This is a genomic window from Janthinobacterium sp. GW822-FHT07H11 (genome assembly GCF_058798615.1).
Window position 1 is genome coordinate 3151410 of record NZ_CM179507.1, and the last position, 26319, is coordinate 3177728.

A 26319-nucleotide genomic window follows, 5' to 3' on the forward strand; every position below is an offset into this window, starting at 1 on the left:
TTATGATCTATATCAAGTTTGCCCGGATGCGTGGGCCGGCTGGCTTGCCTCGCCGAGGGTGGCGCCTGCCGCCTGGACAAACTGGCGCAATTGCTCCTCCAGCCTCTCGAGCCGCTCCCGCAGCGCGCGCGGCAGGGCCGTTGCCGCCTCGCGCTCGATGGCGGCCGCGATGGCGATGGCGGGGGCGGCCTGGAAATTGCCGAGCAAGCCGGCCAGCGTATGCGCCTGCCGGCTCAGGGTGCTCCTGTCGCCCGCCTGCAGGGCGGCATGCATGGTCGCCAGCTGCGACGGCAGGCCGGCCAGGAACGATGCGCCGATGATGCCGATCACCTCGGCATCGGCGCCGGCCAGCGCGGCGCCGTAGTCGAATGGCGCCGTGCCGTCCGCCTCCCTGCGCGTCGGCGGATACGCCGCGTCTGGCGGCACGGCCGATGGCGGCACGTGCTTGCTTATTTGCAGCACGTGCTGGCGGATCAGCTCCTGGAAGGCTGCCGTGCGGAAAGGCTTGGACAGGTAGTCGTCCATGCCGCCGGCGATGCAGCGTTCGCGGTCGCCCTCGAAGGCGCTGGCCGTCATGGCGATGATGATGCTCTTGGGCATGCCCTGCGTCTCGCGCTGGCGGATCTGGGCGGTGGCTTCGAAACCGCCCATTTCCGGCATCTGCAAGTCCATCAGGATCATGTCGAAGTGGCCGGCCGCATGGCGGTCGAGCGCGATGCGGCCATTTGCCGCATGCGTGACGCGGTGCCCCGCGTTCGACAGCAGCACGGTGGCCAGTTCGCGGTTCATGGCATTGTCCTCGACCAGCAGGATGTCCAGGCTGGGCGTGCTTTCCCTGACGGAGTGGCGCGTCACGACGGGCGTTTCGGCCGGCATGCCGCGGCAGGTGCCCAGCACGCTCATGGTGATCGCCAGCAACTCATCGGCGCTGGCGGGCTTGAGCAGGTAGCCCTGGATGCCCAGTTCGCGGCAGCGCGCCGCGTCGCCCAGGCTGCCGCTGGACGACAGCATGACAATCGGCACCTGGCTCCAGTGCGGCAGGGCGGCCAGCGCCGCTGCCGTGTCGAAGCCGTTCATGCCCGGCATGGCGAAGTCCATGATGATGCAGTCCGCCGGCAGGGCGCCGCGGCAGCCTTCCAGCGCCGTCTCGCCCGACTCGTAGGCGCTGACGGCGGCGCCGCAGTGCTCGAAGATCCTGCGCAGGATGGTCAGGCTGCTCGCATTGTCGTCGACCAGCATGATGGCGCGCCCCGCCAGCGACGTGCCGGGGGGCGGCAGCAGCTGGTTTTCGCTGATGGGCAGGGCCAGGTCCACGGTGAAGCTGCTTCCCTTGCCCAGTTCGCTGGACAGGCTGATGTCGCCACCCATCATCGTCACCAGGCGGCGCGTGATCGACAGGCCCAGCCCCGTGCCGCCGAAACGCCGCGTGGTCGAGCCGTCTTCCTGCTGGAAGGCGTCGAAGACGGCATCCTGCATGTCGGCGGCGATGCCGATGCCGGTATCGCGCACGCTCAGGCGCACCTGTGCCGTGCCGCCATCGCTGGCGCGCAGCTGGACGCTGACGGCCACTTCGCCGCGCGGCGTGAACTTGATGGCGTTGCCCGTCAGGTTGGTCAGCACCTGGCGCAGGCGGCCGGGGTCGCCCAGCAGCATCTGCGGCAGCGCCGGATCGAGGTCGAGCACCAGCTCCAGGCCGCTGGCCTGCGCGCGCATGACGTGGGAGCGCATGGTTTCCTGCATCAGCTGGCGCAGGTTGAACGGGATGCTTTCCAGGGTCAGCATGCCCGCCTCGATCTTCGAGAAGTCGAGGATGTCGTTGATGATGCACAGCAGGGCGTCGGCCGAGGCCTTGACGATCTCCAGGTATTTGCGCTGGTGGGCGTCGAGCTCGGAATCGAGCACCAGGTCCGTCATGCCGAGGATGCCGTTCATCGGCGTGCGGATCTCATGGCTCATGTTGGCCAGGAACTCGCTTTTCGAGCGGCTGGCCGATTCGGCCACTTCCTTGGCCAGCAGCAGCGCGCGTTCGGCCGCCTTTTGGCTGGAAATGTCGACGATGGTGCCGACCAGGCCGCTCAAGCCGCCATCGGACTTCAGCAGGGTTGCCTTGCTGAACAGCACGTCGACCTGGCGCGCGCCGACGGTCAGCCGGTCTTCATAGGTCTGGTTGCCCTTGTCGAGCATCAGGCGCAGGTCTTGCCGCGCCACCTGCTGCGCTTCCTGCGGCGGCAGGAGGTCGGCGGCCGTCATGCCGAGGATATCCGACTGCTTGAGCTTGAAGAAGGCGCAGAAGGCGCGGTTGGCGCGCAGGTAGCGGCCCTGCACGTCCTTCAGGTACAGCGGAATGGGGATGGTCTCGATCAGCGCGTCGACGAAATTGAGGTTGTGGCGCAGCTCGCGCGCCGCCTGGCGCCGCTCCGTGATGTCGGTCAGGCTGCCGGTGATGCCGGCCAGCCGCCCCTGGCCATCGTGTTCGGCGCGCGCGCACACGTCGATCCAGCGCACGTTGCCGTCGCTGGTCAGGTAGCGCGCTTCGTGGCGCATGCTGTCCACCTGGCCCCCCAGCAGCTGGGCCAGGCCGGCGGCGGCGCGGTCGCGGTCGCGCGCATCGATAAATTGCAGCACGTTCCGGCCCAGGCTGTCGGCGATGGCAAAACCGGTGATGGTGTGCCAGGCCGGATTGAGGAAGGTCCAGGCGCCCTGCAGGTCCGTGCGGAACACCACTTCATTGAGGCTGTTGACGACGTTGCGGTATTCGCGCTCGCTTTTCGCGATGGTCTCGGCCATGCGCTTGCTTTCGCTGATTTCCGTGCGGATGGCGATGTATTGATACGGCTTGCCGGCCGCGTCGAGGAAGGGCACGATGGTGGCGTCCACCCAGTATTCTTCGCCGCCCTTGGCGTGGTTGCATATTTCACCATGCCACACCTGGCCCGTGGTGATGGTTTGCCACATCTGCGCAAAGAAGGCGTCCGGATGCGTGTGCGAATTGATCAGGCGGTGCGTCTGGCCGATCAGCTCTTCGCGCGGAAAGCCGCTGATGGCGCAGAACTTGTCGTTGACGTAGATGATGACGCCGGCCGTGTCGGTGATGCTGACGATGGCATGCTGGTCCATCGCAAAGCGCTGGTTCAGCAGTTCGATGCGGCGCAGCTCCTGCTGCGACACCAGCTCGGCCAGCAGCACCGACAGGCCTTCGATATCGCCTTCGGCCGGCAGGCGCAGGCCGGAATCGTTGTTGTCGAGCAGGCGCACGGCCGCCACGCGCAGCGACTGGATCACGCGGTTGCGGCTGGCCAGTTCCGTGCGCAGCAGGTCATTGGTCAGGCTCAGTTCCGTGGAACTGAGCTCCAGGCTGCGCGAACGCAGGTCCAGGTCGCGCTCGGACTGGTCGTAGGCGCTGTCGATGCGCAGCAGCAGGGCCGGCAGGCCGGCCAGGAAGCCGGCCAGTTCGGGCGGCGTGTCCGCCTGCGCGCCCAGTGCCTGGGCCTGCTCCAGCAAGGCGTTGCGGGCGCTTTCCGAGTCGATGTTGCAGACGCGGTTCAGCTGGCGTGCGAGGGTGCGGTTCATGTTTCGCTCAGTACGGTCACGGTCATCGTCTGGTTGTGCAGCTGGCACGCGCCGTGCGGCTGGGCGATGCCGATTTCGCCATTCGAATAAAACCCGGCGATGCAGGTCGCGCCGCCGCCCAGCAGGTCGGCCACCGCTTCGACCTCTTCGTCGACCCGGTCGCCCATGACCAGCTTGCGGCCCACGCAGCTGACCAGCAGGGCCAGCTGGTCGCCCACGGCATCGGCCTGCGGCGCGACGCCGCGCGCGGCCGTTTCCGCGCCGTCGATCAGCTTGTTGGTGCTCGAATGCATCAATTTCAGGTAGCCATCGGCGAGGATGTCGCCGGCCAGGGTCAGCGAACCGTGTTCCTCGTCGACGGCGAGGATGGTGCGGAAGACATTGCTTTTCTCGTGTGCGGCCGAGAGCATTTCAAACGGGAACAGCAGGCCCGAGCCGGGCAGGTCGCGCGCATAGTCGCCCAGGTACAGCTTGTAGATGTCGAGCGCGCGCGCGCCGTCCAGGCCATACAGCACGTTGCCGACGCAGCGCGTCACCTTGCGTGCCGGGCCGAACGCTTCCCAGCCCGCATGGCTGCCGTAGCCGAGGCGGATACGCTCGCCGTACAGGCCGACGGCGACGACGGTATTGTCGGCCGCGCCGCGCGGACCCAGGGTCCAGGTCTGGCGGAAGGCGCCGCCGTCGGCCGCCAGTCCGCCTGAAATCGTCACGCCCGGCGGCAGGTTCGCCTGCAGGCCGGCGATGAGCGCGCTGCCGTTGATGGCTACGCCCGTGCCCAGCATGAAGACGGCCGCCAGTCCATCCTGCGGCAGCGCCTGCGCCAGGCGCTCGCCCGTGTCGTGCGAATCGGCCATGTCGCAGATGATGGCGTCGGCGATGGCCACCGTGGTGTGGGCAAAGCGGATGGCCGTGACGACGCAGCAGCCGTCATAGGAGCGGTTGCCGGCGATCTCGCCGGCCGTGGAGCAGCCGGCGATGACGGCCAGCGGCAGTTGCCGGCGCAGCGCCGCCGTCAGTTCCGGCGTGGCGAAATAGGCGCAGGCGCCGAAGACGAGCACCAGATGGGGCTCGATGGCGGCCAGCGGCGCCAGCGCGGCATCGAGGTCGACATGGTTTTTCAGGATCAGTTGTTGCACGCGCATGGCAGGCTCCGGGCTCAGAGTGGGTGGGCAAGGGGTTGGACGGGGTCGGGCAGGCTGCTGCGGATATCGAGCACCTCGTCCCAGGCGCCGAGGAAGGCGTCGATGCATCGCGGGCAGAAATGGCTGCCCTTGTTCTGCTGCAGGAACTGGCGCGCCTGCGCCAACGGCCAGGCCGGCTTGTACGGCCGTTCCGAGGTGAGCGCGTCGAAGACGTCGGCCACGGCCACGATGCGCGCCGAGACCGGAATCTGTTCGCCCGCCAGGCCGCGCGGATAGCCGCTGCCGTCATATTTCTCGTGGTGGCCGCAGGCGATTTCCTCGGCCAGGCGGATCAGCGGCGAATCGCTGCCGGCGAGGATCTGCCCGCCGATCTCCGCATGCTGGCGCATGATGGCCATTTCATCGGCGTCCAGCCGCCCCGGCTTGAGCAGGATATGGTCGGGCGTGGCCAGCTTGCCCACGTCGTGCATGGGCGCCGCCTTGAGCAGCAGCTCCTGCCATTCCGGCGCCAGTCCCAGCTCCCTGGCGATCAGCGCCGAATAGCGGGCCATGCGCATGATGTGGCCACCCGTTTCGGGGTCGCGGAACTCGGCCGCCCTGGCCAGGCGCGTGACCAGTTCCATCTCGCGCGCCGTCACGTCGGCGATGGCCTGGCGCACTTCGTGCTCGAGCAGCTTGGCGCGGTCGGCCAGCATGGTTTGCGCATTGCGCAGGGCCAGCAGGTTGCGCACGCGCAAGCTGAACTCGATGGTATCGACGGGCTTGGTGAGAAACTCCGTCACGCCCAGCGAAAAGGCCTGGTTGCGCACGGCGCGGTCGTTTTCGGTGGTCACCATGATGATGGGAATGTCGGCCATGTGCGGCATCTTGCGGAAGATGTTGAGGAATTCATTGCCGGACAGGCTGGGCATCCGATAGTCGAGCAGGACCAGGTCCGGCACGTTCGACTCGCACCAGTACAGGGCATCGATGGGGTCGTTCATGCAGACGGGGTCCACGGCGCTGGACTTGCGCGCCAGCGTCGATAGCAGGCTCAGATTGGTTTCGTTGTCATCGACGATCAGGATGCTCATGGTGTCTCCGGCGGATGGCGGTCAGGTGGGGGCGGGGGCGCTGGCGGCTTCAGGCCGCCAGCTTGCCCATGGCGTGCATGCCCATGCCCGACAGCAGGCTGTCCATGTCGAGCACGATCAGCATGCGTTCGTCCAGCGTGCCGATGGCCGTCACGTGGCCGGCCATGGCCGAGCCGTGCAGCTGCGGCGGCGGCTTGATCTGGGCCGGCGCCAGCGGCACGACGTCGGCCACGCGGTCGACCACGATGCCGGTGGCGCCGTGCGCGAAGATCAGGATGATGACCACGGTCGAGGCGTCGTACACGGGTTCGGCATGGCCGAGCGAGATGCGCAGGTCGACCAGCGGCACGATGCTGCCGCGCAGGTGGATGAATCCCTTGAGGAAGGCGGGGGCGTTGGCCATGCGGGTGACGGCGCCGTAGCCGCGTATTTCTTGCACCAGGCCGATGTCGATCGCGTATTCCTCCTGGCCCAGGCCAAAGACCAGCAGTTCCCGGGCGCCCGCTTGTACCGGTTGGCCGGCTGCCGCCGCATGCGTAGTGATGGTTTCCATGTGCTTGCTCCTGTCAGGTGCTGCTTGGTGAATGAAACTTCCGGGGGACTACGGTGTTCAGGCCTGCTCGATGCGGTTGCGGCCATTTTTCTTCGCTTCGTACAGGGCGGCATCGGCCTGCATGAAGCCGGCTTTCCAGTCGCCGTTCTCGGGCAGCGACGCCAGGCCGATGCTGATCGTTGCCGTGATGTCGAGCTGGTCGAAAAGGAAGTGCGTGCCGGCCACGGCCAGGCGGATGCGCTCGGCCACCTGGCGCGCCATGGCCAGGTTCGTATGGGGAAACAGGAAGCCGAATTCCTCGCCGCCCACGCGGGCGATGACGTCGGATGCCCGCGCCTGGGCCTGGAACACCTTGGCGATGGCTTGCAACACGGCATCGCCGGCGGCATGGCCATGCTGGTCGTTGATCTTCTTGAAGAAATCGATGTCGGCGATGCCGATGCTCATCGGGCTGCCCGAGCGCCTGGCCCGCGCCGCCGAGCGCACGGCCTCGATGTCGAAGGCGCGCCGGTTCGGCAGGTGGGTCAGGGGGTCGCTGAGGGCGATGCGCTGCAGCTGCTGCCAGCGGGCCGCATTCTGCTGCTCGATGGCGCGCTCGCGGCGCTGGTCGATGAGGAAGGCGCCCATGTAGTTCTGCTCGTCGAGCGTGCCCAGGTCCATGGCCTTGAGCATGATGGGCAGCATCGAGCCATCGCGGTGGCGGATGGCGAACTGGCGCTTCTGGCCGAGTACCTTGGACAGCTTTTTGCCGGCCAGGTAGGCGTCGATCTGCCCGGCGTGCTGCTGGCGTATGCCATCGGGCAGCAGCGTTTCGAGCTGCCGGCCTGGCAGGCTGCCCCTGGCGTAGCCGCTCAGTGCATACATGGCGTCGTTCGCATACCGGATGCGCGATGTGGCATCGATGATGACGGCGGCGTCATCGGCGGCGTCGAGCAGGCGCAAGGCCAGTACTTGGTTCATATGTTTCTCCCCTGCATGAATACGGATACTCCGATGTGGTGGAGGCTGCGATGTCTGTTGCACCACTTTGGTTTCTCCTCAGAAATCATCATACATCAAATAAAAATGATTGCAACAAATTTTGCGATTTCAATGATTTAGTTGGATTTTCCACACAGCAGATTTCTGCCTAGTGAGTGAAAAAAATGTGCGGACTGGCATTTTTTTACCTATGGCGCACGCGATTGCAGGGGATCCGTCACCGGAAGCCGGAATCGAGAAAAATGTTTCCATGTGGATTTATTTGTTGTAATTGGTAAATTTATGCGGCACAATGAATTTGATCTAAATCAAAAAGCAGTGAATGAGGGCCGGAACGTGGTATTGGCGCCCGCTTCTTCACCCGCTGCTTCGCGATCCAGGCAGGAACAGGTCGACGGGTTGAAGCAGGGGCGCGAGCCCTGTCATTCAGGATGGCGCGGCCATCCGCTTACGGTGGATAGAGGAGACAGACATGCGTACGAATATGCCGGTAACGAACAGGGAATATGTGCTCAGTGACAAGCAGACGGTGGTATCGAAGACTGACTTGCAGGGCAATATCACTTATGTCAACCAGGATTTCATCGATATCAGCGGTTTTTCGGCGCAGGAGCTGATCGGCGCGCCGCAAAACATCGTGCGCCATCCGGACATGCCGGCCGAGGCCTTCGCCGACTTCTGGCGCACCATCAAGAGCGGCAAGGCGTGGACGGGCATGGTCAAGAACCGCTGCAAGAATGGCGACTACTACTGGGTGGAAGCGAACGCGGCGCCGATGCTGGAAAACGGCAAGATGGTGGGCTACACCTCGATCCGCGTCAAGCCCAGCCGCGAGCAGGTGGCGGCCGCCGAACAGGCCTACCGCGCCATCAAGAGCGGCAGCAAGGCCATCGAAGTGCGCGAAGGCGCGGCCGTGCCCCGCTCGTCGCTGCGGCGCCTGAACCTGCTGGCGCGGCTGTCGCTGCGCGCCAGGATGGCGCTGGTGTTCGGCGTGCTGGCGCTGCTGTTCGCCGCGACGCCTGCCTGCTCGTATGCGGCCACGGGACAGGCCGGCATGCTGGTGCTGCTGACGGCGCTGTGCGGCGTGCTGTCGTGCGCGGCCGGCGGCTATGCGCTGCAGCGCGCGGCCGTGGCGCCGCTGGGCCGCATGCGCGCCGATATCGAGCGCATGAGTGCGGGCGACCTGTCGGGCGCCATCACCGCCAGCGGTGACGACGAGCTGACGGCGGTGGTGCAGGCGCTGCGCGTGCTGCAGACGAATGTCAAGCTGCTGGTCGGGCAGATCAAGGAATCGACAGGCGTGGTCAGCCGGGGGGCGCAGGAAATTGCCGCCGGCAATGCGGACCTGTCGCAGCGCACGGAGTCGCAGGCGAGCGCGCTGGAAGAAACGGCATCGTCGATGGAGGAGCTGACGGGCACGGTCAAGCAGAATGCCGACAATGCGCGTGAAGCGAACCGCCTCGTCAGCAGCGCGTCGGAGACGGCGCGCAAGGGCGAGCAGGCCGTGTCGCAGGTGATCGCCACGATGGGATCGATCCAGGACAGCTCGCGCAAGATCGTCGATATCATCGGCGTCATCGACGGCATCGCCTTCCAGACGAATATCCTGGCCCTGAATGCGGCCGTGGAAGCGGCTCGGGCGGGCGAGCAGGGGCGCGGCTTTGCCGTCGTGGCGTCCGAGGTGCGCAGCCTGGCGCACCGTTCGGCGCAGGCGGCCAAGGAAATCAAGGTCTTGATCGGCGATTCGGTGGGCAAGGTGGAGACGGGCAGCCGCCTGGTGCAGGATGCCGGCAAGACGATGGAGGCAATCGAACATTCGGTGCGGCAAGTGGCCGGCTACATGGCCGACATCACGGCCGCCAGCCAGGAGCAAAGCGGCGGCATCGAGCAGATCAACCAGGCCATCACGCAGATGGACGACGTGACGCAGCAAAATGCGGCGCTGGTCGAGCAGGCGGCCGCGGCGGCTTCCGACATGCAGCGGCAGGCCGTGCAGCTGGCACTGCTGGTCGATTCCTTCCAGCTGGTGCGCAGTGCCGCGCCGGTCGCGCGGCAGGCGCCTGTCCTCGACGCGGCCGCCGCGCCGCGCCTGCGTTCCAGGCTGGGCCCGGCAAGCCCGGTGCCGGCCTGAGGCGGCGTACCGCGGGATTCACCAGAGGAAAAGCGTCAGCAGGTCGGCGTCGTCCAGGTAAGTGTAGTGGATGATGCCGGTCGCGCCGGCCGGCCAGTTGGCCGACAGGTGCTGGCGCACGGTAAAGCGCAGCGCGCCGGCCGCCGCATCGATGGCCGCGATGCTGATCGCCTGGAAGTCAAAGAAATGTCCGACATCGCCGTAGACTGCCTTGTAGAAGCTTTCCTTGGCGGAAAAAAACAGCGTCATCGTCTGGCCAAACGCCAGCGGCGAGGCGGCGACCAGCGCCAGTTCATCGGCATTGATGGCGACCGAGGCGATGGCATCGTGCTGTTCCGCCGTACCGGGCGCTTCCAGGTCGAGGCCGATGCCGCGTGCGGTGCCGCACGGCAGCGCGACGGCGCCGCTGCGATGGCGGTTGTGGCTGATGGAGCCGAGCATGCCGGCGGGCCAGACGGGCTCCCGGTTGGGGCCGGTCGGAACTTCCAGCGTCCGCGGCGCATGCGCCTGCAGCGCCAGGCGCGCCGCCAGGCGGCCGAAAAAGAATTCCGCCTGGCGTATCTGCCGGCTGTGCAGGATATGCGGCGGCAGGGGCATGGCGGCATGGCGGTAGGCGTCCGCGTGAAAGCGCGCCGCATCAAAGCCGATCAGCTGCACCTCGAGCGCCTGGCCGCCGATGTCCATGCGCAGCCGTTGCGCCGATTGCAGGCCATAGGGCGCCAAGGGGATGCAATCGGCGTCGACGATGCTGTGCATGGATGGCATGATGCCTAGCCCTGAACACTGTCGCTGCATGGGCGATTCCCGCTTGCGCCGCGCCGCTGGCGTACGCGGACGGCTTTTTGGGCCATCCGGTGCGGCAGGGAGCGGGCGCGGGGCAAGGTCGGCCTTATTGCGGCGGGTGCAGCAGCGAACGGCGGCGCGCGTAGCCGAAGTAGATGACCAGGCCGATCACCAGCCAGATGGAAAAGGCCATCCAGGTGACCCAGCTGAGGAAAGTCATCAGGCCCACGCACAGGATCACGGCCAGCGCCGGCACATATGGCACGCCGGGGCAGCGGAAGGCGCGCGGCAGGTCGGGGCGCTTCTTGCGCAGCACCACCACGGCGACGGAGACCATGGTGAAGGCGGCCAGGGTGCCGATGTTGATCAGCTCGGCGAGGATGTTGAGCGGGATCGTGGCGGCGATCAGGCCGAAGACGATGCCGACCAGCCAGGTGGCGAAGAATGGCGTGTGGAAGCGTGGGTGCACGGTCGACAGGCGCTTGGGCAGCAGGCCGTCGCGCGACATGGCGAAGATGATGCGCGTCTGGCCGAAGGCCATCACCAGGATGACGGTGGTCATGCCGAGGATGGCGCCCAGGTCGACGAAGCCGGCGATCCAGTTTTCGCCCGCATATTGCAGGGCCAGCGAGACGGGATGGTCGACGCCGAGGAATTTTTGATATGGCACGATGCCCGTCATGATGGCCGAGACCACCACGTACAGCACGGCGCACACGGCCAGCGAGCCGATGATGCCGATCGGCAGGTCGCGCGACGGTTTCTTGACTTCCTCGGCGGCCGAGGTGACGGCGTCAAAGCCGATGAAGGCGAAGAAGACGAGGGCGGCAGCGCTCAGCATGCCGTGGTAGCCGAACGGCATGTAGGGCTGCCAGTTGGCCGGCTGCACGTGGCGCGCGCCGAAGATGATGAACAGCAGCACCACGCCCACCTTGATGGCCACCATGATGTTGTTCAGGCGCGCCGATTCGCGCACGCCCCAGCCCAGCATGGCCGTCAGGGCCAGCATGATGACCAGGGCCGGCAGGTTGATGAAGGTGGTCACGCCGGGCAGGGCGCCGGGCGCCGCCGTCAGGGCCACGGGCAGGGCGATGCCAAAGCCCGACAGCAGCGACTGGAAATAGCCGGACCAGCCGACGGAGACGGCGGCCGCGGCCAGGCCGTATTCGAGCAGCAAGTCCCAGCCTATCATCCAGGCGGCCAGTTCGCCCAAAGTGGCATAGCTGTAGGTGTAGATGGAGCCGGCCACCGGCACGGTGGAGGCGAATTCCGCATAGCACAGGGCGGCGAAGCAGCAGGCCACGGCCGCCACGACGAAGGACAGCGACAGGGCGGGGCCGGCCGTCAGCGCACCCGTGCCGGTGAGCACGAAAATGCCGGTGCCGACGATGGCGCCTATGCCCATGAGGACAAGGTCGAAGGGCCCCAGTACTTTTGCCAGACCTCCCGGCTTCTTGCTGTGGGCAATCATATCATCCAAATTCTTGGTTCTAAATAAGCTCACTGTGTCTCCTGGTGGTTTTTGTCATGGCGCCATTGCCGCCTCGTGAGTAGCACGACGCAGCCAGATTCTAGCCCACGCGCCCGTGATTCCAGAAGGAAAACCGTACATCGCCGTGCGCACCCGCCCTGTCAACTTGCGAAACAGGCAAAAAAAAGCCCCGGGATGATGGACCGGGGCCGTAAAGGAGACTGTTACAGTTGGTTACTTTGGCTTACCTGGAAAAGTGCGCTTCGATCTCTTCGAGCGTCTTGCCCTTGGTTTCGGGGAGCAAAAACGCGGCCGCCAGGAAATACAGCACGGTGCAGCCGGCGCCGAAGAAGAACAGGGTCGAGTAACCGTGCAAGCCCACGGTGGGCAGGAAGATGGCGGCGATCACGGTCGAGACGAACTGGTTCACCAGCAGGGCGATACTCATGCCGTTCGAGCGGATGCGGGTCGGCATCAGCTCGGACAGGGCCAGCCACACGCACACGCCCGGTCCCACGGCAAAGCTGGAGACGAACACGCAGATGGCGATCGCCACCAGCCAGCCGTGCGTGGACGAGGGCACGGGGCCCAGGCTGGCCTTTTCGATGCGCAGCGGCGCCTCGCGTCCGGCGGCCGGATCGGCGAAGGGGTTCAGGTGCAGCTTGCGGAAGAACACGCCGATCACGCTGTCGGCCTGCACGGCGTCTTCGCGGGCAATGCTGACCTGGCGCAGCACGGGATCGTCGCTGCGCAGGCTTTTTACGTTCGTGAACGGGCCGTAGGCGTAGGCGATGGTCAGCTGCTGCGGCGTGCCGTCGGCGGCCGCGCCCAGCGCCGTCAGGGTGGCCGCGTCCAGGTGCACGGCCAGGCCGTCGTTTTGCACTTGGGCGGCGATGGCGGGGCGCACGTCGGCCAGGTGCGCTTCGGCGCCGCGGAACAGCAAGCCGGCCGCCAGCAGCGAGACGACGATGCCACCCGTGCCCAGCATCAGCAGGAACTTGCGGCCCTTGCGGTCGACCAGCAGCACGGCCACCACTGTCATCACGGCGTTCAGCACTTTCAACAGCACGTCCGCCATGTTGGCCGAGGCGCCCGACAGGCCCGCCTGGTTCAAGATATTGACGACATAGGCGAGGATGGAATTGATGCCCGTCGCCTGGGTGCAGGCGAGGATCAGGCAGGCCAGCAGGAAGGGCAGCACGTAGCGGCGGCTCAGCAGCGGATCTTTTGCCTTGGCATTGCCGCCGGCCTTGGCCGCGTTCTCGGGCGTGTCGAGCATGTCGCGCAGTTCCAGGTCGGCCACGGCGGGCAGGCGCGTGCGCAGCAGCGACTGGCGCGCCTGTTCGATGCGGCCCCGTTGCGCCAGCCAGCGCGGCGACTCGGCCAGCAGCAGGGCGCCGATGGTAAACACCAGGCCCGGCGTCAAACAGACCCAGAAGATGCTGCGCCAGGCGTGGTCCTTGGCCGCGAAGATGGCGGCGATGCGGCCCGCTTCCGGCAACGCTTGCGCCGCCTGCGTGGCCGTTTCCACCGTCTGCGCCTGCAGCAGGCCGATCAGGGCGGCCGCCACCAGGCCGATGGTCAGCAGCAGCTGGAACAGGGCGGCGCCTCTTCCGCGCTGCTGCGCGGGCAGGCATTCGGCCAGGTACAGGGGCACGACGACGCCGATCAAGCCGCCGCTGATGCCTTGCAGCAGGCGGCCCAGCAGCAGCGGCGTATAGCCGTCGGCCAGGGCGATCAATGGAATGCTGGCGCTGAACAGGGCGCCGGCCAGGAACATCACCCAGCGCCGGCCCAGGATATCGGCCAGGGCACCGGCGAACAGCGACGACAGCACGGAGCCCAGCAGCACGGCGGCGACGATAAAGCTCAGCTGCTGGGCCGTCAGTTTCCAGGCCACCGAGGCCGTCGATTCCAGGTAGGGCAGGGCGCCGGCGATGATGCCGATGTCTATGCCGTACAGCAATCCCCCCATGCCGGCAATAAATAGCAGGTAGCGCATGGCCCACACGGGGGCCTTGTGTGACGTGTCGTGCATGGTAACTCCGGGACGGGGTTGAGGTGGGTGGTAGGGGTCTAGCGGGTGGAAAGATCGATGGCCGCGCCTTCGACGAAGACGGACACTGGCTGCAAGCTGGAATCGAGGACGACGATGTCGGCCCAGGCGCCCGGTGCCAAACGGCCCCGTTCGGATACGCCCAGGTAATCGGCGGGATAGAGGGACAAACGGTTCGAGGCGTCGGCCAGGTCCAGGCCCAGCTCGACGAAATTGCGCAGGGCCTGGTCCATGGTCAGCACGCTGCCGGCCAGCGAGCCCGTGGCCAGGCGCACGCAGCCCAGGCATTTGTAGACGCGCTGCGTGCCCAGGCCGTATTCGCCATCGGGCATGCCGGTGGCCGAGGTGGCGTCCGTCACGCCGTACAGGCGCGGGATGGCGCGCAGGGCCGCGCGCAGGGCGCCCTTGGCCACGTGCTGCAGGTCGGGGATGATTTCCGCGTATTCGGCGTGCGCCAGCGCCGCGCCCACCATGCCGGGGTCGTAGTGCGTCATGCCCGTCATGCCGTTGTACAGGTGGGTGAAGCCGGAGACGCCGGCCTTGAGGGCCGCCACGCCTTCGTCATACGTGCCGGCGCTGTGGCCGATCTGCACGCGGATGCCCATGGCCGCCAGTTGCGGGATCAGTTCCAGGTGGCCGGGAATCTCCGGTGCCATGGTCAGCACCTTGATGGGGGCGATGGCGTGGAAGCGCTGCACCAGCGCCAGGCTGGCCTGCACCACGTCGGGCGGCTGCGCGCCCAGGCGGTGCAGGTTCAAAAACGGGCCTTCCAGGTGCACGCCCAGCATGCGCGCGCCGTTGGCCGGGCGCTCGGCGATGACGCCGGCCAGGCCTTGCAGGGCGCGCACGATCGACGGCTCTTTCGCCGTCAGGGTGGTGCCCAGCAGCGCCGTGGTGCCGTGGCGCGCATGCACCCGCGCCACGCTGGCGCCCGCGTCACCGCCTTCCATGATGTCGACACCGGCCGCGCCATGCACGTGCAGGTCGATAAAGCCGGGCAAAATGGTCAGCGCGCTGTCGGCGGCAGGGTCTTCCTGTATCTGGACGATGCGCTGGTCAAAAGTGATGGTGCCCGTGATCCAGCCAGATGGGGTAAGGATTCTGCCGCTCAGCATGTGTTATTCCGCTATAAAAAGTTCGATGCCCAGCTTGTGCAGCCCTTCGCGGTACTCCTGGCTGATGCTGGCATCGGTGATGACGGTATCGACCCGGTCCAGCTGCACGATGCGGTGCAGGCTGACGCGGCCGAACTTCGAGGCGTCCGTGAGGACGATGATTTTCTTGGCCCGTTCCACCATCTTGTGGTTCAGGCTTGCTTCCGCTTCGTGGTGGGTGGTGACGCCGAACTGCAGGTCGAAACCGTCCACGCCCAGGAACAGCTTGTCGAAGCTGTAGGCCTGCAGGCAGGTCTCGGCCTGGCTGCCCTGGATCGACAGCGACTGCTTGCGCAGCAGGCCGCCCGTGAGGATCAGGTCCACGCCGGGTGCGTCGGCCAGCTCCCACGCGATGTTCAGGCCATTCGTGGCCACCGTCACGCCCGTCGCATCGCGCAGATGGCGCGCCAGCGAGATGGTGGTGGTGCCCGAGTCGATGATGATGTTGTCGCCCGGTTCCACCAGCCGCGCCGCATAGGCGCCGATGCGCTCCTTCTGCTCGTGGTTGATGGCGTCCTTCTGGCGTATCGTGTGTTCAAGCGGCGGCGTGCGCGTCAGGGTCGCGCCGCCGTGGCTGCGCGTGGCCATGCCTTGCGCTTCCAGCGCATTCAAGTCGCTGCGGATGGTGACCGCGGACACGCCGAGCTTTTCCACCAGATCGGTCACTTGCACCGTGCCCTGCTGGGCAAGCATTTGGAGGATGGATTCACGGCGTTGGCTGGTATTTCGCATGGTGGCGGGCTCGGTAAAAGTGAAAATACCGAGCTTAACAGATTGCCGCTTCGGCAATGACGGCCACTGCCGCATTGCGGTTGCAGGCGCGCGCATATTGCGCCAGCAAGCTGCCGATCTTGTGCTCGATCAAGGCCGGCGCCTGTGCTTCCAGGCTGCCCTGCACCACGGCCAGATACTGTTCCGGCAAATGCTGGCTCAGCAGCGGCAGCGGAATCGCCACAGTGTCCAGGTTGGCCAGCAGCTTGCCGACGGCGGCCGCCACTTCCGGCTCGCCCCAGTAATAGCGGCAACGGTCGCTCAAGCCGTAGCGGCGCATCAATCGCTGCTCTTCCGGCGTGCCCAGGTAATGCTTGATCCAGTTCTTCGGCTTGGCCACCATGACGTCGTCGAGCACCTGCATCAGCTGCGAGGTGGCGTGCGCCGGCAGCAGCTCTTCCTCGATCTGGCACAGGGCGAACAGCGCCTCGCGCAGGGCGAAGGTGGCGGCCGGGCCCACTTTCAGGATGGCGAAATGGTCGCGCACCATGGCGTGCAGGGCCGATTCGCGCTGGTAGTCGGTCGAGTGGGCTTCGAACACGAGGCCGGGCTGCTCGGCGACAAAGGCCGACAGCTCGGCGGCGGCATCCGCATCGTAGTGCTGGATGCTGCTCTGGTCGAAATCGACGCCCGGCTGCACCACCATGGCGATGACGCGGCGCCAGGCGCCATGCAGCTCGTTTTCCATGAAGGCGCGGCGGTGCACGTCCAGGGTGCGGCGCGCGGCCTGCGGGCTGGTGACGGCGCCGGCCTGCGCCAGCGATGCTTCGCCGCCGGGAACCGGTACTTCCGTGCCGATCACGTAGACGGGCGGCGCGAAGCCGGCGGCGGCGGCCGCCGCTTCGGCGACGAGGCACAGGCGCGCCGAACGGGCGGCCACGGTTTCATCGTCGAGCTGCAAGGGGTCGTCGGCACAGCGCATGCTGCAATCGAGGTGGATTTTATGGAAGCCGGCCGCCGCATACGCGGCGATCAGGGTCTCGGCGTGGTCCATGGCGGTGGCCGCATCGAGATGCTGCCAGGCGTTCGGGCCCAGGTGGTCGCCGCCCAGCACGAGGCGGCTGGCGGGGAAACCCTGTTCGCGGGCCATGGCCAGCATGCTGTCGCGGAAAACGCCCGGCGTCATGCCCGTATAGCCGCCGAACTGGTCGACCTGGTTCGAGGTCGCCTCGACCAGCAGCACGGTGTCGTAGTCGCTGGCCACGCGCATGGCGGCGCGCAGCACGCTCGGGTGGCTGCAGCAGACGGCATACAGGCCCACGCGCTCGCCGCGGCGGTGCGCCTTGATCACTTGCTGGATCGGGGACAGGGTAAAGGTCGGGTTTTCCGCTTGCGTCATCATGTTGATGCCTTTGTATGTTGTCGTATCAAAAGGGCCGCGCCGCGCGCGCCGCCGGCGTCGCCAAAGCGCGGTGGCAAAATGGGCGGCACGTGCACGCCGGGGAACAAATGGCGCTTGACGGCGGCCGGCAGCTTGTCGTACAGGTGCGGCAGCTTGGACAGGCCGCCGCCGAGCACGATGACGTGCGGGTCGTAGGCCAGCACCAGGCCGGCCAGCGCGTGGCCCAGCACGTCGAGGTGCACGGCCACCGTGCGCTGGGCCACGGCGTCGCCTATATTGGCGCGCGCGACGATGGCCAGCGTGGCCAGCGGCTCTGTGCCTTCGCCGCCGAAATGCGCATATAACTTGCTCATGGCGGGGCCGGAGACATAGCGCTCCAGGCAGCCCGTCTTGCCGCACGGGCAGGCGTAATCGATCAAACCGTGCTGCGCCAGCAGGGTGGCGGGCAGGCTCCAGTGGCCCCACTCGCCGGCCACGCCGTTCAAGCCGCGCAGCAGCTGGCCGCCCACGCAGTAACCGCCGCCGGCGCCCGTGCCGAGGATGGCGCCGAACATGCTGGCGGCATGGTCGGCCGCGCCGCCTTGGGCTTCCGACAGGGCGAAACACTGGCAGTCGTTGCCGATGGCGACAGGGCGCTGCAAGGCTTGCCGCAGGGTGTGCGCCACCAGGCGGCCATTCAGGGCCGGCACGTTGGAACTCAGCTGCCGGCCGCTGGCGCTGTCGATCACGCCGGGCAAGCCGATGCCGACGGGCGCCGTCGTGCCGAGGGCGGCGTCGCCGTGCGCCACCAGGTCGACGATCGCCTGCACGAAGGCGGCAAAATCGTCGCCCGGCGTGGCCACGCGTTCGCGGAATACTTCCGTCAGCGCGCCGTCGCGGTCGGCAAACGCGACCAGCTCCATCTTGCTGCCGCCGATGTCGATGCCGTGGTAGCCGGCGGTGTGATTAGAATTGCTCATGGCCATAGATGGTGACGCCCTGCACGACACGGTTGACGATGCCGCCGGCGAATGGATTGTCGGGGCGCAGTTGCAGCAGCGCGGACTGGTGCAGCGCATATTGCTGCGCCATCAGCAGCCACAGCGGGGCCAGCCAGGCGTCGGGCCAGGCCGGCGCGTCGGCTGACAGGTCGCCGCCGCTGCCCACCGTCAGGCACGTCTGCGCCACGCTGTCGCGCCGCAGTTCTTTCAATAGATCGTCTTCGTACTGGCGCGCCAGCGGCTTGCTGCTGCGCAGCAGGATCACCAGGGATTCCGTGGTGACGGCCGATTTCGGGCCGTGGCGGAAACCCAGCGGTGTATTTGCCATCGCCATCACGCGCCCGCCCGTCAATTCCAGGATCTTCAATGCCGCTTCCTTGGCCAGCGCTTCCAGCGGGCCGCTGCCCAGGTAGACGACGCGCTGCACGGGTGTGGCACCCAGCTCCGCCACGGGCGCCGACCAGTCGCGCAAGGCTTGCTCGCCCAGCTGCGCCAGCGTCTCCAGACGGGACAAATCCGTGTCCTGGCCCAGTACCGACAGGGCCGCCAGCAGCATGCTGCTAAAGCTGCTGGTCATGGCGAAGCCACGGTCGCAGCTGCCTTCCGGCATCAGCAGGTTATAGGTATTGCTGTCGTTGGCGCCCTGGCGCGCCAGCTTGCCGTCCGCGTTGCAGGTGATGTTCAGGAAGCGCGCGCCGGGCACGACCTGGCGCAGCAGCTCCACGGCCGCCAGGCTTTCCGGGCTGTCGCCGCTGCGGGCAAACGACACGAGCAGGGTGGGCGCGTCTGCTTCCAGGTACAGCTCGTGGTGCGTCAGCAAGGTCGTGGTGGCGATGGCGCGGATCTGCGCGGGCCAGGCCGCATTCAAGGTATCGGCGATGATTTCGCCCACATAGGCCGAGCTGCCGGCGCCCGTCAGGATGACGCGCTGCGCGGGATGGGATAGCGCGTCGCCGAGGAAGGCGGCCAGGCCGGCTTGCTCCTTGCGCAGAATGCCGGCCAGCGCGCGCCAGATGGCCGGCTGGTGGGCGATTTCCTCGGCCGTGTGCAGGCCGCCGATGTCGCGCCAGGTTTGAATGTCACGCTGAAGAAGGGTAGTCATGGAGTGTCAGTAAAGTGTTTGTTGGAGAAAGCATAAATACTAAATTTCGAAAAGTCAAATACGAAAGTAAAACGAAAGTAAATAGTTGTGAGGCTTGCGAAATAATGTCGCTGCATTGGGGTTTTTCTGGACCGCAGTCATGTTGCGGTGCCGCATGAAAGCCAGCCGTGCTGCCGCCTGTCGCTGAAATGCGACGATAACGAAAGTATGTTTTGTGACATTTTGGTGAAACGTAAGATAAATGCGCCAATTCTGGGCATTTTATCAATAAATTGACGTTTTAACTTTCTTTTGGTTGACGATATTTATTTTTCTTCTTAAAGTATTTCCATCACTTCGATCCTGAAAGCCGTCTGATGAAACCTCTCCCGCTTCCCCGCCGCGCCCTTGCCGCCTGCGTCCTCGCCGCCCTGGCCACCCTGGCCGCCCCTGGCCTGCAAGCCGCGCCCATCGGCAATCTGAGCAGCTTGAGTGCCGTGCATGCGGCCGACGTGGCCAAGGGCGATGCGCTGGGCTGGGATCTGCGCAGCGACACGGGCATGCAGCTGCGCGTCAGCCTGCCGCAATCGGACGTGCTGCGCATCCAGGCGGGCGGCAAGGCCGGCTTGACTGGCCCCGGCGACAAGGCCGCGCCCATCGTCGTGGGCCAGCCTGCCGCGCAGGTGGCATACCAGATCGATGAACAGCCGGACCATATCGTGATCAGTACCGAAGCCCTGAGCCTGCGCATCGACCGCAAACCGCTGCGCTTTACCTTGTTCCGCAAGGGCGATGCGGTGCCGCTGTGGCGCGAAGTGCAGCCGCTGTCGCTCGACGACAAGCAGGGCGTGCAGCTGCTGTCGAGCGTGCCGGGCGAGCGCTACTTTGGCGGCGGCCAGCAGAATGGCCGCTTCGAATTCAGGGGCAAGCAGGTGCCCGTGTCGTATTCGGGCGGCTGGGAAGAGGGCGACCGGCCGAATCCCGCGCCATTCCTCATGAGTTCACGGGGCTGGGGCATGCTGCGCAATACCTGGTCCGACGGTAATTACGACTTGCGCGACCAGGAGCAAATCTCGCTGCAGCACGCGGAAGGCCGCTTCGATGCGTATTTCTTTGTCGGCAAGGACTTGCGCGACGTCGTTGCCCGCTACACGGACTTGACGGGCCGCGCACGCATGCTGCCCCGCTGGGCGCTGGAATACGGCGACGCCGATTGCTACAACGATGGCGACAACGTGAAAAAGCCCGGTTCCGTGCCCAAGGGCTGGACGGACGGTCCCACGGGCAAGACGCCGGACGTGGTGGAGACCGTGGCGCGCCAGTACCGCGAACACGACATGCCGGGCGGCTGGATCCTGCCCAATGACGGTTACGGCTGCGGCTACACGAACTTGCCGGACACCGTGAAGGGCCTGGCCGGCTATGGTTTCCGCACGGGCCTGTGGACGGAAAACGGCGTCGACAAGATCGCCTGGGAAGTGGGCCAGGCGGGCAGCCGCGTGCAAAAGCTGGACGTGGCGTGGACGGGCAAGGGATATCAATTTGCCATGGATGCGAACAAATCCGCGTATGACGGAATCCTGAACAACTCCGACAGCCGTCCCTTTCTGTGGACGGTGATGGGCTGGGCCGGCATCCAGCGCTACGCCGTGGCGTGGACGGGCGACCAGAGCGCCAGCTGGGATTACATCCGCTGGCACATCCCGACCCTGATCGGCTCGGGCCTGTCCGGCCAGGCGTATGCGTCCGGCGACGTGGATGCCATCTTCGGCGGCAGCCCGGAAACCTATCTGCGCGACCTGCAGTGGAAAAGCTTTACGCCCGTCCTGATGGGCATGTCCGGCTGGGCCGCGGCCGAGCGCAAGCACCCGTGGTGGTTCGAGCAGCCGTACCGCGACATCAACCGCCGCTATTTAAAACTCAAGATGCGTTTGACGCCGTATATGTATACGCTGGTGCGCGAAGCGGAGCAATCGGGCGCGCCGCTGGTGCGGGGCCTGATGTGGGATTACCCGCAAGACCCGGCCGCCTACACGGAAGCATATAAATACCAATTCCTGCTGGGGCGCGACGTGCTGGTGGCGCCCGTCTACCGCAGCCAGGCCGTCAGCGGCGGCTGGCGCAAGGGCATCCACCTGCCGCAGGGCACGTGGTACGACTACTGGGATGGCCGCCAGGCCACGGCCGACGCGAAGGGGCGCGACCTCGATCTGCAGGTGACCCTGGACAAGCTGCCGGTTTTTGTCCGCGCCGGCGCCATCCTGCCCATGTATCCGGAAATGCTGTACGACGGCCAGAAGCCGAAGGACCAGCTCACGCTGGACGTTTATCCGCACGGCGATTCCGAGTACACCCTGTATGAAGACGACGGCAATACGCGCCAGTACCAGGGCGGCGCCTTCAGCCAGCAAGTCATCCGCATGCGCCAGACGGGCGCCGACGTGCAGGTCGACATCGGCGCCGTCGATGGCCAGTACCAGGGCCAGGAAGCGCGCCGCGGCTATGCGCTGCGCATGCTGGCGGGCCAGGCCCCGGCCGCCGTGCGCGCCGGCGAACGCCTGATCGCGGCATCCGCCGACCGCGCCGCCTACGACAAGGCGCTTGATGCCTGGTTCTTCGATCCTGCCGACCGCCAGGGTACCGTGCACGTGAAAGTGGCGGCGCAGGACATCCGCCAGCCCTTGACCGTGCAGGTGGCCGGCGCGCTGGCCGTGGCGCGTATCGATGCCGACTTCCCCGTCGCCCCCGTACCGGGCCGCGCCTTGCCGGCCGACGCCATGCAGGTGGTGGCGCGTCCTGCGGAAGAAAGCGGCTACCCGCTGGAAAACGCCTTCGACGGCAAGCCCGAGACCTGGTTCCGCACCGTGCGCAGCCCGTCCGTGAAAAGCGGACCGCATGAATGGGTGATCGGCTTTACGGAACGGCGCCTGGTCGACGGCATCGAACTGGCGCCGCGCAATGACCAGCACTGGAAGCATGGCCAGGTGCGCGATTATGAAATCTACATCGGCGACAACAACGGCGAGTGGGGCGCGGCGCTTGCGCGCGGCACCCTCAAATTGCAAGAGGGTACGCAGACGATCAATTTCCCCGCCACGGCCGGGCGCTTGCTGCGCTTCCGCGTCATGAGCACGCACAATCCGGAAGGCGACGGCGCCGCGTCCACCGACCCGATGGTGACGGCGGCGCAAACGGGCCCGGTGGCGCGCGCGTTCGACGCGGCGCTGGCCACCGACGTGGCGCCCGTCACCTTGTCCGCCTTCCGCGTGCTCGAGCACCGCGTGGCCGAAGGCGAAGAGGTGCAGCGCTATCTGTCGGACCTGGCGCTGCCGAAGACTGTCGCGAAAGACCGCCCGGCCGGCAAGGCGGCCGAGATGCGCATGAACGGGCTGTGGTTCCGCAAGGGCCTCGGCGTGGGACCCGCCAGCCGCATCGACTTGCAGCTGGCGGGCAACTGGAATCTGTTGCGCGCCGACCTGGGCGTGGACGACAGCTGCCGCAGCGCGGGCGGCTTGCAATTCCAGGTCTGGAGCGGTGAACGGCTGCTGTATGACAGCGGCCTGGTCACGGCTCCCGGGGTGGTCAAACCCGAAATCGACGTGCGCGGCCTGAGCCAGCTCAGCTTGCGCACCCTGGGCGCGCGCGGCGCCCACCCGGCCCAGGTCTGCGGCAACTGGGCCAACGCCGTGCTCACCGGCACGGAAGGCGCGACCGTCAAGCCGCGCTAACCACGTTTCACTTCATCAAAAAAGAGCCCCTCTTCGGACCGGGGAGGGGCTCTTGCAGCCTGACGAAAACAAATCACTTATAAAAGGGAGATGGGAATGCACTTGAAAAAACTGATGGCCGCCATGGTGGCGGTAGGATTGTGCTCAACTGCGCTGGCATCAACGGCGCTGGCAGCGGAAGAGGAAAAACTGGCGCGCGTCGAAGTGACGGGGTCCAGCCTGAAGCGCATCAACGCGGAAACGGCGTCGCCGGTGCAGGTGATCAATGCCAAGCAGATCGAAAACATGGGCGCGCTCACCTTGCTGCAGGTGCTCGACAACCTGCCTGCCGCCCGCCCGGCGCAGCAGGACTTCCGCTCGATGTTCACGGGCTCGGACGGCGGTTCGCAGGCGAACTTGCGCGGCCTCGGCGCGCAGGGCACGCTGGTGCTGCTCAATGGCCGCCGCCTGTCGTTCTATGGCGCGCCGGCCGGCTTCCAGACCATGTTCGTCAATATCGACGCCATTCCCGCCGCCGCCATCGAGCGCATGGAAATTTTGACGGACGGCGCGTCGGCCGTGTATGGCTCCGATGCCGTGGCCGGCGTCATCAACGTGATCACCAAGAAGTCGTATCAGGGCCTGGAGGCGCGCGCCAACGGCGAGTTTTCGCCCAGCGTGAAAGCGTATGGCGAGCGCCAGGCCAGCGTGCTGTATGGCCTGGGCGACCTGGCCAGCGACGGCTACAACATCTACGGTTCCGTGAACGTCTACCAGCGCGACCGCATCGCGCTGGCCGACACCTGGCAAAAGCGTCCCGCGTATTTTTATGCGAATAATCCGAATTTCATCCCGAACATGCGCGTGGGCGTCGGCAGCGAGCCGGGCGTGATGAATCCGGGGACCTTCTTTGTCTTCGACAAGGCCAACAACAATGCGCGCACCCAGCGCGCCGCGCCCGGCTGCAACAACAGCATCACCGAAGCGTCGGGCACGCGCTGCGTGTGGAATGCGCTGCCCAACCAGCTCGACACGGGCCCCACCTCGGAGCGCGCCACGGCCTACCTGAGCGGCCGGCTGAAACTGGGCAACGACATGGAAGCGTTCGCGGAAGGCGCGTTCACCCACATCAAGATGCGCGGCGAGAATGGCCCGTCCAGCTTCAACAGCGGCAGCACGAACAACTGGTTCGCGCGCAATACGGGCAATACCCTGAACACCTTCGCCACGCCTTTCCTGAGCCCGAACAACGTCTACCTGAAGGGCAAGCTCGATGCCGACATGCTGGCCAAGATGGGCGGCGCGGCGGGCTTGAACTATCTGCTGCAGGACGCCACGGGCCACTTCGGCCAGAAGAATGTCGATGAAAACTACCGCGCGCTCGTCGGCCTGCGCGGCGGCATCGGCGGCGGCTGGGATTTTGAAACGGCGCTCAGCGTGGCGGGCAGCCATTCGACCCTGTTCCAGACGGCGAACCTGAATATCAATGGCTTCAAGCAGGCGTTCGGCCCGTTCACGAAAGATCCCGTCAGCGGCCGCACGTATATCTCCGACAATCCCGCCTACAAGTTCGGCGAAATCAGTGACGCCAATGCGGCGCTGCTGCGCGCCGCCTACCCGACCTTCGCCATCGAATCGTGGACCAAGCTGATGACCTGGGACGCGAAGCTGGAAGGCACCTTGTTCAAGCTGGGCGAGCGCGAAGTGCGCGCCGCCGTGGGCACCAACGTCATGCGCGAGAGCTTTCTCACGCCCGGCAACGCGGACGCGGCCAATGGCCTGATCACGCAGCAGGGCGGTTCCTGGTTCGATGGCAAGCGCACCATCGCCGCCGTGTTTGGCGAAGTGGTGGTGCCGCTTTCCGACACGCTGGAAGTCAACGCCGCCGCGCGCCTGGACAAATATCCGCATTTCTCGGCCAACCTGGCGCCCAAGCTGGGCGTGATCTGGCGCGCGCGGCCCGACCTGATGCTGCGCGGGACCTATTCGGAAGGCTTCCGCGCGCCCAACCTGGCTGAATCGGGCTCGGGCGGCGTGTTTGCCCAGGTGGGCGGCATCCGCGACACGGTGCGCTGCGATGAAACGAATGCCATGGCGCGCGCCCTGATGAAGTCATCGGTGGCGACGGATGCGGACCTGGGCAAGAGCCTGCTCAATTCGAACTGCTCGACGACGGTGGGCGGCCTGACGCCGCCGAACCAGAACCTGCGTCCGGAAAAGGCCAAGATTTCCACCGTGGGGCTGGTGCTGCAGCCGGCCAAGGACGTGAGCATCTCCATCGATTACTGGTTCATCAACCGCCGCGACGAAATCGTGCGCCAGGACTTCAACGAGCTGTTTACGGAACTGGTGGACAAGTACGGCCCGACCCTGGCCGGCACGCCCAGCGCCATCCGCAACGACTTGACGGACGCGGACCGGGGCAATATGGCGGCGGTGGCGGCCATGTGCGCCAATCCCGCCAACGCGGGTGTGTGCGCGGGCGGCGTGCCGAAGTATTCCGTGGGCAACCTGGGCGGCTTGATCAATTCGTATTCGAACCGCGGCCGCACCCTGATGGATGGCGTGGACATCGACGCGCGCACGCGCTTTGCGCTCGGCGACTGGGGCAAGCTGAGTACCGGCATCGCCGCCACCATCCGCAAGCGCGACACCCACGACAGCGAGGACGGCAGCGACATCAAGGGCAATACCGTCGGCTACTACGATTCGCCGCGCTACCGCGCCACGGTCAACGCCGACTGGAGCTACCGCAACTTCGTCAGCAGCGTGTTCATCAACTATTCGGGCAAGACGCGCTGGGCGTACGGCCCGTGGGACAAGGACAACACGCCGGAAAACTGCACCGCCGCCTCGGTCTCGCTGCCGGCGGGCCAGTGCAAGGGCGCGCCGTCGTACACGACGGTGAACCTGGCCTTCAGCTGGAAGCCGATCAAGCACCTGGACGTGGGCCTGAACGTGAAGAACGCGTTCAACAAGCAGCCGTACTACGACCCGAACGGCTGGGAAGGCTACAACCATAGCCAGGACCTGTTCGGCCGCCAGTTTGCGCTCTCGGCCAGCTACAAGTTCTTTTAAAGCCTGATGCCGCCCCGGCCTGCCAACGGGCCGGGGTATGGCCATGAAAAGAAAAAGACAACATTCCGAACTGCGCAATACGAAAGATAAACGTAAGTGAAAGCTGATTGCCAAGGTCTCTTTCGCGTTTTTCCCTCAGGATTGCCGTGCGGAATGTCCCCTGCCGGCCGCCTTCTTGCCTGCGTGTGTATCCGTAACGCCACGATAACGAAAGTTATCTGCCGTATCGCGGATTGAATCGAAAGATAAAACGTCTTTATTTACTGGATTTAGCGATAAATTTGCGCTGAAACTTTCTTTTTGTTGACGATACTTATTTTTCTTTTTAAAGTAATCCCAAGAAAACGAAAATCAGCCAAGACGGACTGATTTCCCGGAAGGGACGGCTGCCTGGCTCTCCCTTCCGACGCTCACCATAAAAATTGCATCCCCCGGCTTCGCCCTGG

General features: G+C 65.9%; 16 protein-coding genes. 3 read left to right on the forward strand and 13 right to left on the reverse strand.

Translation table 11 applies throughout. The features are described from left to right. Window positions 1-12: 12 nt before the first annotated feature. From AC3RCJ_RS14030 to AC3RCJ_RS14050, 5 genes are read right to left on the reverse strand one after another with little or no spacing between them, the layout of a single operon-like run. Entirely contained in the window at window positions 13-3570 is a 3558-nt protein-coding gene (locus AC3RCJ_RS14030; protein WP_492962695.1) for a PAS domain S-box protein, read from the reverse strand. Next, complete coding sequence (locus AC3RCJ_RS14035) at window positions 3567-4712, reverse strand: FIST signal transduction protein (RefSeq protein ID WP_492962693.1); 1146 nt, start codon at window positions 4710-4712, stop codon at window positions 3567-3569. Before AC3RCJ_RS14035 ends, AC3RCJ_RS14030 begins: the two co-directional genes overlap by 4 nt. A 14-nt stretch (window positions 4713-4726) precedes the next feature. Next, window positions 4727-5785 carry an HD domain-containing phosphohydrolase gene (locus tag AC3RCJ_RS14040; RefSeq protein ID WP_492962691.1) on the reverse strand — a complete coding sequence of 353 codons (1059 nt, stop codon included), beginning with the start codon at window positions 5783-5785 and terminating at the stop codon, window positions 4727-4729. Between the two features lie 49 nt (window positions 5786-5834). After that, entirely contained in the window at window positions 5835-6338 is a 504-nt protein-coding gene (locus AC3RCJ_RS14045) for a chemotaxis protein CheW (RefSeq protein ID WP_492962689.1), read from the reverse strand. A gap of 57 nt (window positions 6339-6395) precedes the next feature. Further along, window positions 6396-7298 (reverse strand): GGDEF domain-containing protein, encoded by a 903-nt coding sequence (locus tag AC3RCJ_RS14050; protein WP_492962687.1) that lies wholly within the window; start codon window positions 7296-7298, stop codon window positions 6396-6398. Window positions 7299-7791: 493 nt separating this feature from the next. On the opposite strand from AC3RCJ_RS14050, the gene AC3RCJ_RS14055 reads away from it, so the two are divergent. Continuing rightward, window positions 7792-9450 carry a methyl-accepting chemotaxis protein gene (locus AC3RCJ_RS14055; RefSeq protein ID WP_492962685.1) on the forward strand — a complete coding sequence of 553 codons (1659 nt, stop codon included), beginning with the start codon at window positions 7792-7794 and terminating at the stop codon, window positions 9448-9450. 18 nt (window positions 9451-9468) lie between these two features. Here the strand turns inward: AC3RCJ_RS14055 and AC3RCJ_RS14060 are convergent, their stop codons facing one another. From AC3RCJ_RS14060 to AC3RCJ_RS14095, 8 genes are all read right to left on the reverse strand, one after another. Continuing rightward, window positions 9469-10215: a 4'-phosphopantetheinyl transferase family protein gene (locus AC3RCJ_RS14060; RefSeq protein WP_492962683.1), complete on the reverse strand. Its 747-nt coding sequence runs from the start codon at window positions 10213-10215 to the stop codon at window positions 9469-9471. A 124-nt stretch (window positions 10216-10339) separates the two neighbouring features. Continuing rightward, the gene (bcaP, locus tag AC3RCJ_RS14065; protein ID WP_492962681.1) at window positions 10340-11737 is read right to left on the reverse strand and encodes a branched-chain amino acid transporter BcaP; all 1398 of its coding nucleotides are present in this window, start codon (window positions 11735-11737) and stop codon (window positions 10340-10342) included. Between the two features lie 211 nt (window positions 11738-11948). Next, the gene (locus AC3RCJ_RS14070) at window positions 11949-13742 is read right to left on the reverse strand and encodes an MFS transporter (RefSeq protein ID WP_492962680.1); all 1794 of its coding nucleotides are present in this window, start codon (window positions 13740-13742) and stop codon (window positions 11949-11951) included. A 38-nt stretch (window positions 13743-13780) separates the two neighbouring features. Then, a complete protein-coding gene (nagA, locus tag AC3RCJ_RS14075; protein ID WP_492962679.1) occupies window positions 13781-14875 on the reverse strand; it encodes an N-acetylglucosamine-6-phosphate deacetylase in 1095 nt (364 codons plus the stop codon). A gap of 3 nt (window positions 14876-14878) precedes the next feature. After that, the gene (locus tag AC3RCJ_RS14080; protein WP_492962678.1) at window positions 14879-15646 is read right to left on the reverse strand and encodes a DeoR family transcriptional regulator; all 768 of its coding nucleotides are present in this window, start codon (window positions 15644-15646) and stop codon (window positions 14879-14881) included. A 34-nt stretch (window positions 15647-15680) separates the two neighbouring features. Further along, window positions 15681-17024, reverse strand: a complete 1344-nt coding sequence (locus AC3RCJ_RS14085) for a D-tagatose-bisphosphate aldolase, class II, non-catalytic subunit (protein WP_492962705.1) — start codon at window positions 17022-17024, stop codon at window positions 15681-15683. Next, window positions 17024-17986, reverse strand: coding sequence for an ROK family protein (locus AC3RCJ_RS14090; RefSeq protein ID WP_492962677.1), 963 nt, complete (start codon window positions 17984-17986; stop codon window positions 17024-17026). Before AC3RCJ_RS14090 ends, AC3RCJ_RS14085 begins: the two co-directional genes overlap by 1 nt. Further along, window positions 17973-19109: an SIS domain-containing protein gene (locus AC3RCJ_RS14095; RefSeq protein WP_492962676.1), complete on the reverse strand. Its 1137-nt coding sequence runs from the start codon at window positions 19107-19109 to the stop codon at window positions 17973-17975. The genes AC3RCJ_RS14090 and AC3RCJ_RS14095 overlap by 14 nt, the downstream gene beginning before the upstream one ends. Before the next feature lie 356 nt (window positions 19110-19465). Here AC3RCJ_RS14095 and AC3RCJ_RS14100 point away from each other — a divergent pair, with 356 nt between their 5' ends. Continuing rightward, window positions 19466-22816, forward strand: coding sequence for a TIM-barrel domain-containing protein (locus AC3RCJ_RS14100; protein WP_492962674.1), 3351 nt, complete (start codon window positions 19466-19468; stop codon window positions 22814-22816). Window positions 22817-22912: 96 nt separating this feature from the next. Further along, on the forward strand, window positions 22913-25873 hold the full coding sequence (locus AC3RCJ_RS14105) for a TonB-dependent receptor plug domain-containing protein (RefSeq protein ID WP_492962672.1): 2961 nt from the start codon (window positions 22913-22915) through the stop codon (window positions 25871-25873). The last annotated feature ends 446 nt before the right edge of the window (window positions 25874-26319 follow it).

What these genes read in the sequence shown, in the direction of transcription:
- AC3RCJ_RS14090 (WP_492962677.1), bottom strand. Translation starts at nt 17,986, where the DNA reads ATGAGCAATTCTAATCACACCGCCGGCTACCACGGCATCGACATCGGC.
- AC3RCJ_RS14040 (WP_492962691.1), bottom strand. Translation starts at nt 5,785, where the DNA reads ATGAGCATCCTGATCGTCGATGACAACGAAACCAATCTGAGCCTGCTA.
- AC3RCJ_RS14030 (WP_492962695.1), bottom strand. Translation starts at nt 3,570, where the DNA reads ATGAACCGCACCCTCGCACGCCAGCTGAACCGCGTCTGCAACATCGAC.
- nagA (WP_492962679.1), bottom strand. Translation starts at nt 14,875, where the DNA reads ATGCTGAGCGGCAGAATCCTTACCCCATCTGGCTGGATCACGGGCACC.
- AC3RCJ_RS14035 (WP_492962693.1), bottom strand. Translation starts at nt 4,712, where the DNA reads ATGCGCGTGCAACAACTGATCCTGAAAAACCATGTCGACCTCGATGCC.
- AC3RCJ_RS14060 (WP_492962683.1), bottom strand. Translation starts at nt 10,215, where the DNA reads ATGCCATCCATGCACAGCATCGTCGACGCCGATTGCATCCCCTTGGCG.
- AC3RCJ_RS14095 (WP_492962676.1), bottom strand. Translation starts at nt 19,109, where the DNA reads ATGACTACCCTTCTTCAGCGTGACATTCAAACCTGGCGCGACATCGGC.
- AC3RCJ_RS14100 (WP_492962674.1), top strand. Translation starts at nt 19,466, where the DNA reads ATGAAACCTCTCCCGCTTCCCCGCCGCGCCCTTGCCGCCTGCGTCCTC.
- AC3RCJ_RS14080 (WP_492962678.1), bottom strand. Translation starts at nt 15,646, where the DNA reads ATGCGAAATACCAGCCAACGCCGTGAATCCATCCTCCAAATGCTTGCC.
- AC3RCJ_RS14085 (WP_492962705.1), bottom strand. Translation starts at nt 17,024, where the DNA reads ATGACGCAAGCGGAAAACCCGACCTTTACCCTGTCCCCGATCCAGCAA.
- AC3RCJ_RS14045 (WP_492962689.1), bottom strand. Translation starts at nt 6,338, where the DNA reads ATGGAAACCATCACTACGCATGCGGCGGCAGCCGGCCAACCGGTACAA.
- AC3RCJ_RS14055 (WP_492962685.1), top strand. Translation starts at nt 7,792, where the DNA reads ATGCGTACGAATATGCCGGTAACGAACAGGGAATATGTGCTCAGTGAC.
- AC3RCJ_RS14070 (WP_492962680.1), bottom strand. Translation starts at nt 13,742, where the DNA reads ATGCACGACACGTCACACAAGGCCCCCGTGTGGGCCATGCGCTACCTG.
- AC3RCJ_RS14050 (WP_492962687.1), bottom strand. Translation starts at nt 7,298, where the DNA reads ATGAACCAAGTACTGGCCTTGCGCCTGCTCGACGCCGCCGATGACGCC.
- AC3RCJ_RS14105 (WP_492962672.1), top strand. Translation starts at nt 22,913, where the DNA reads ATGCACTTGAAAAAACTGATGGCCGCCATGGTGGCGGTAGGATTGTGC.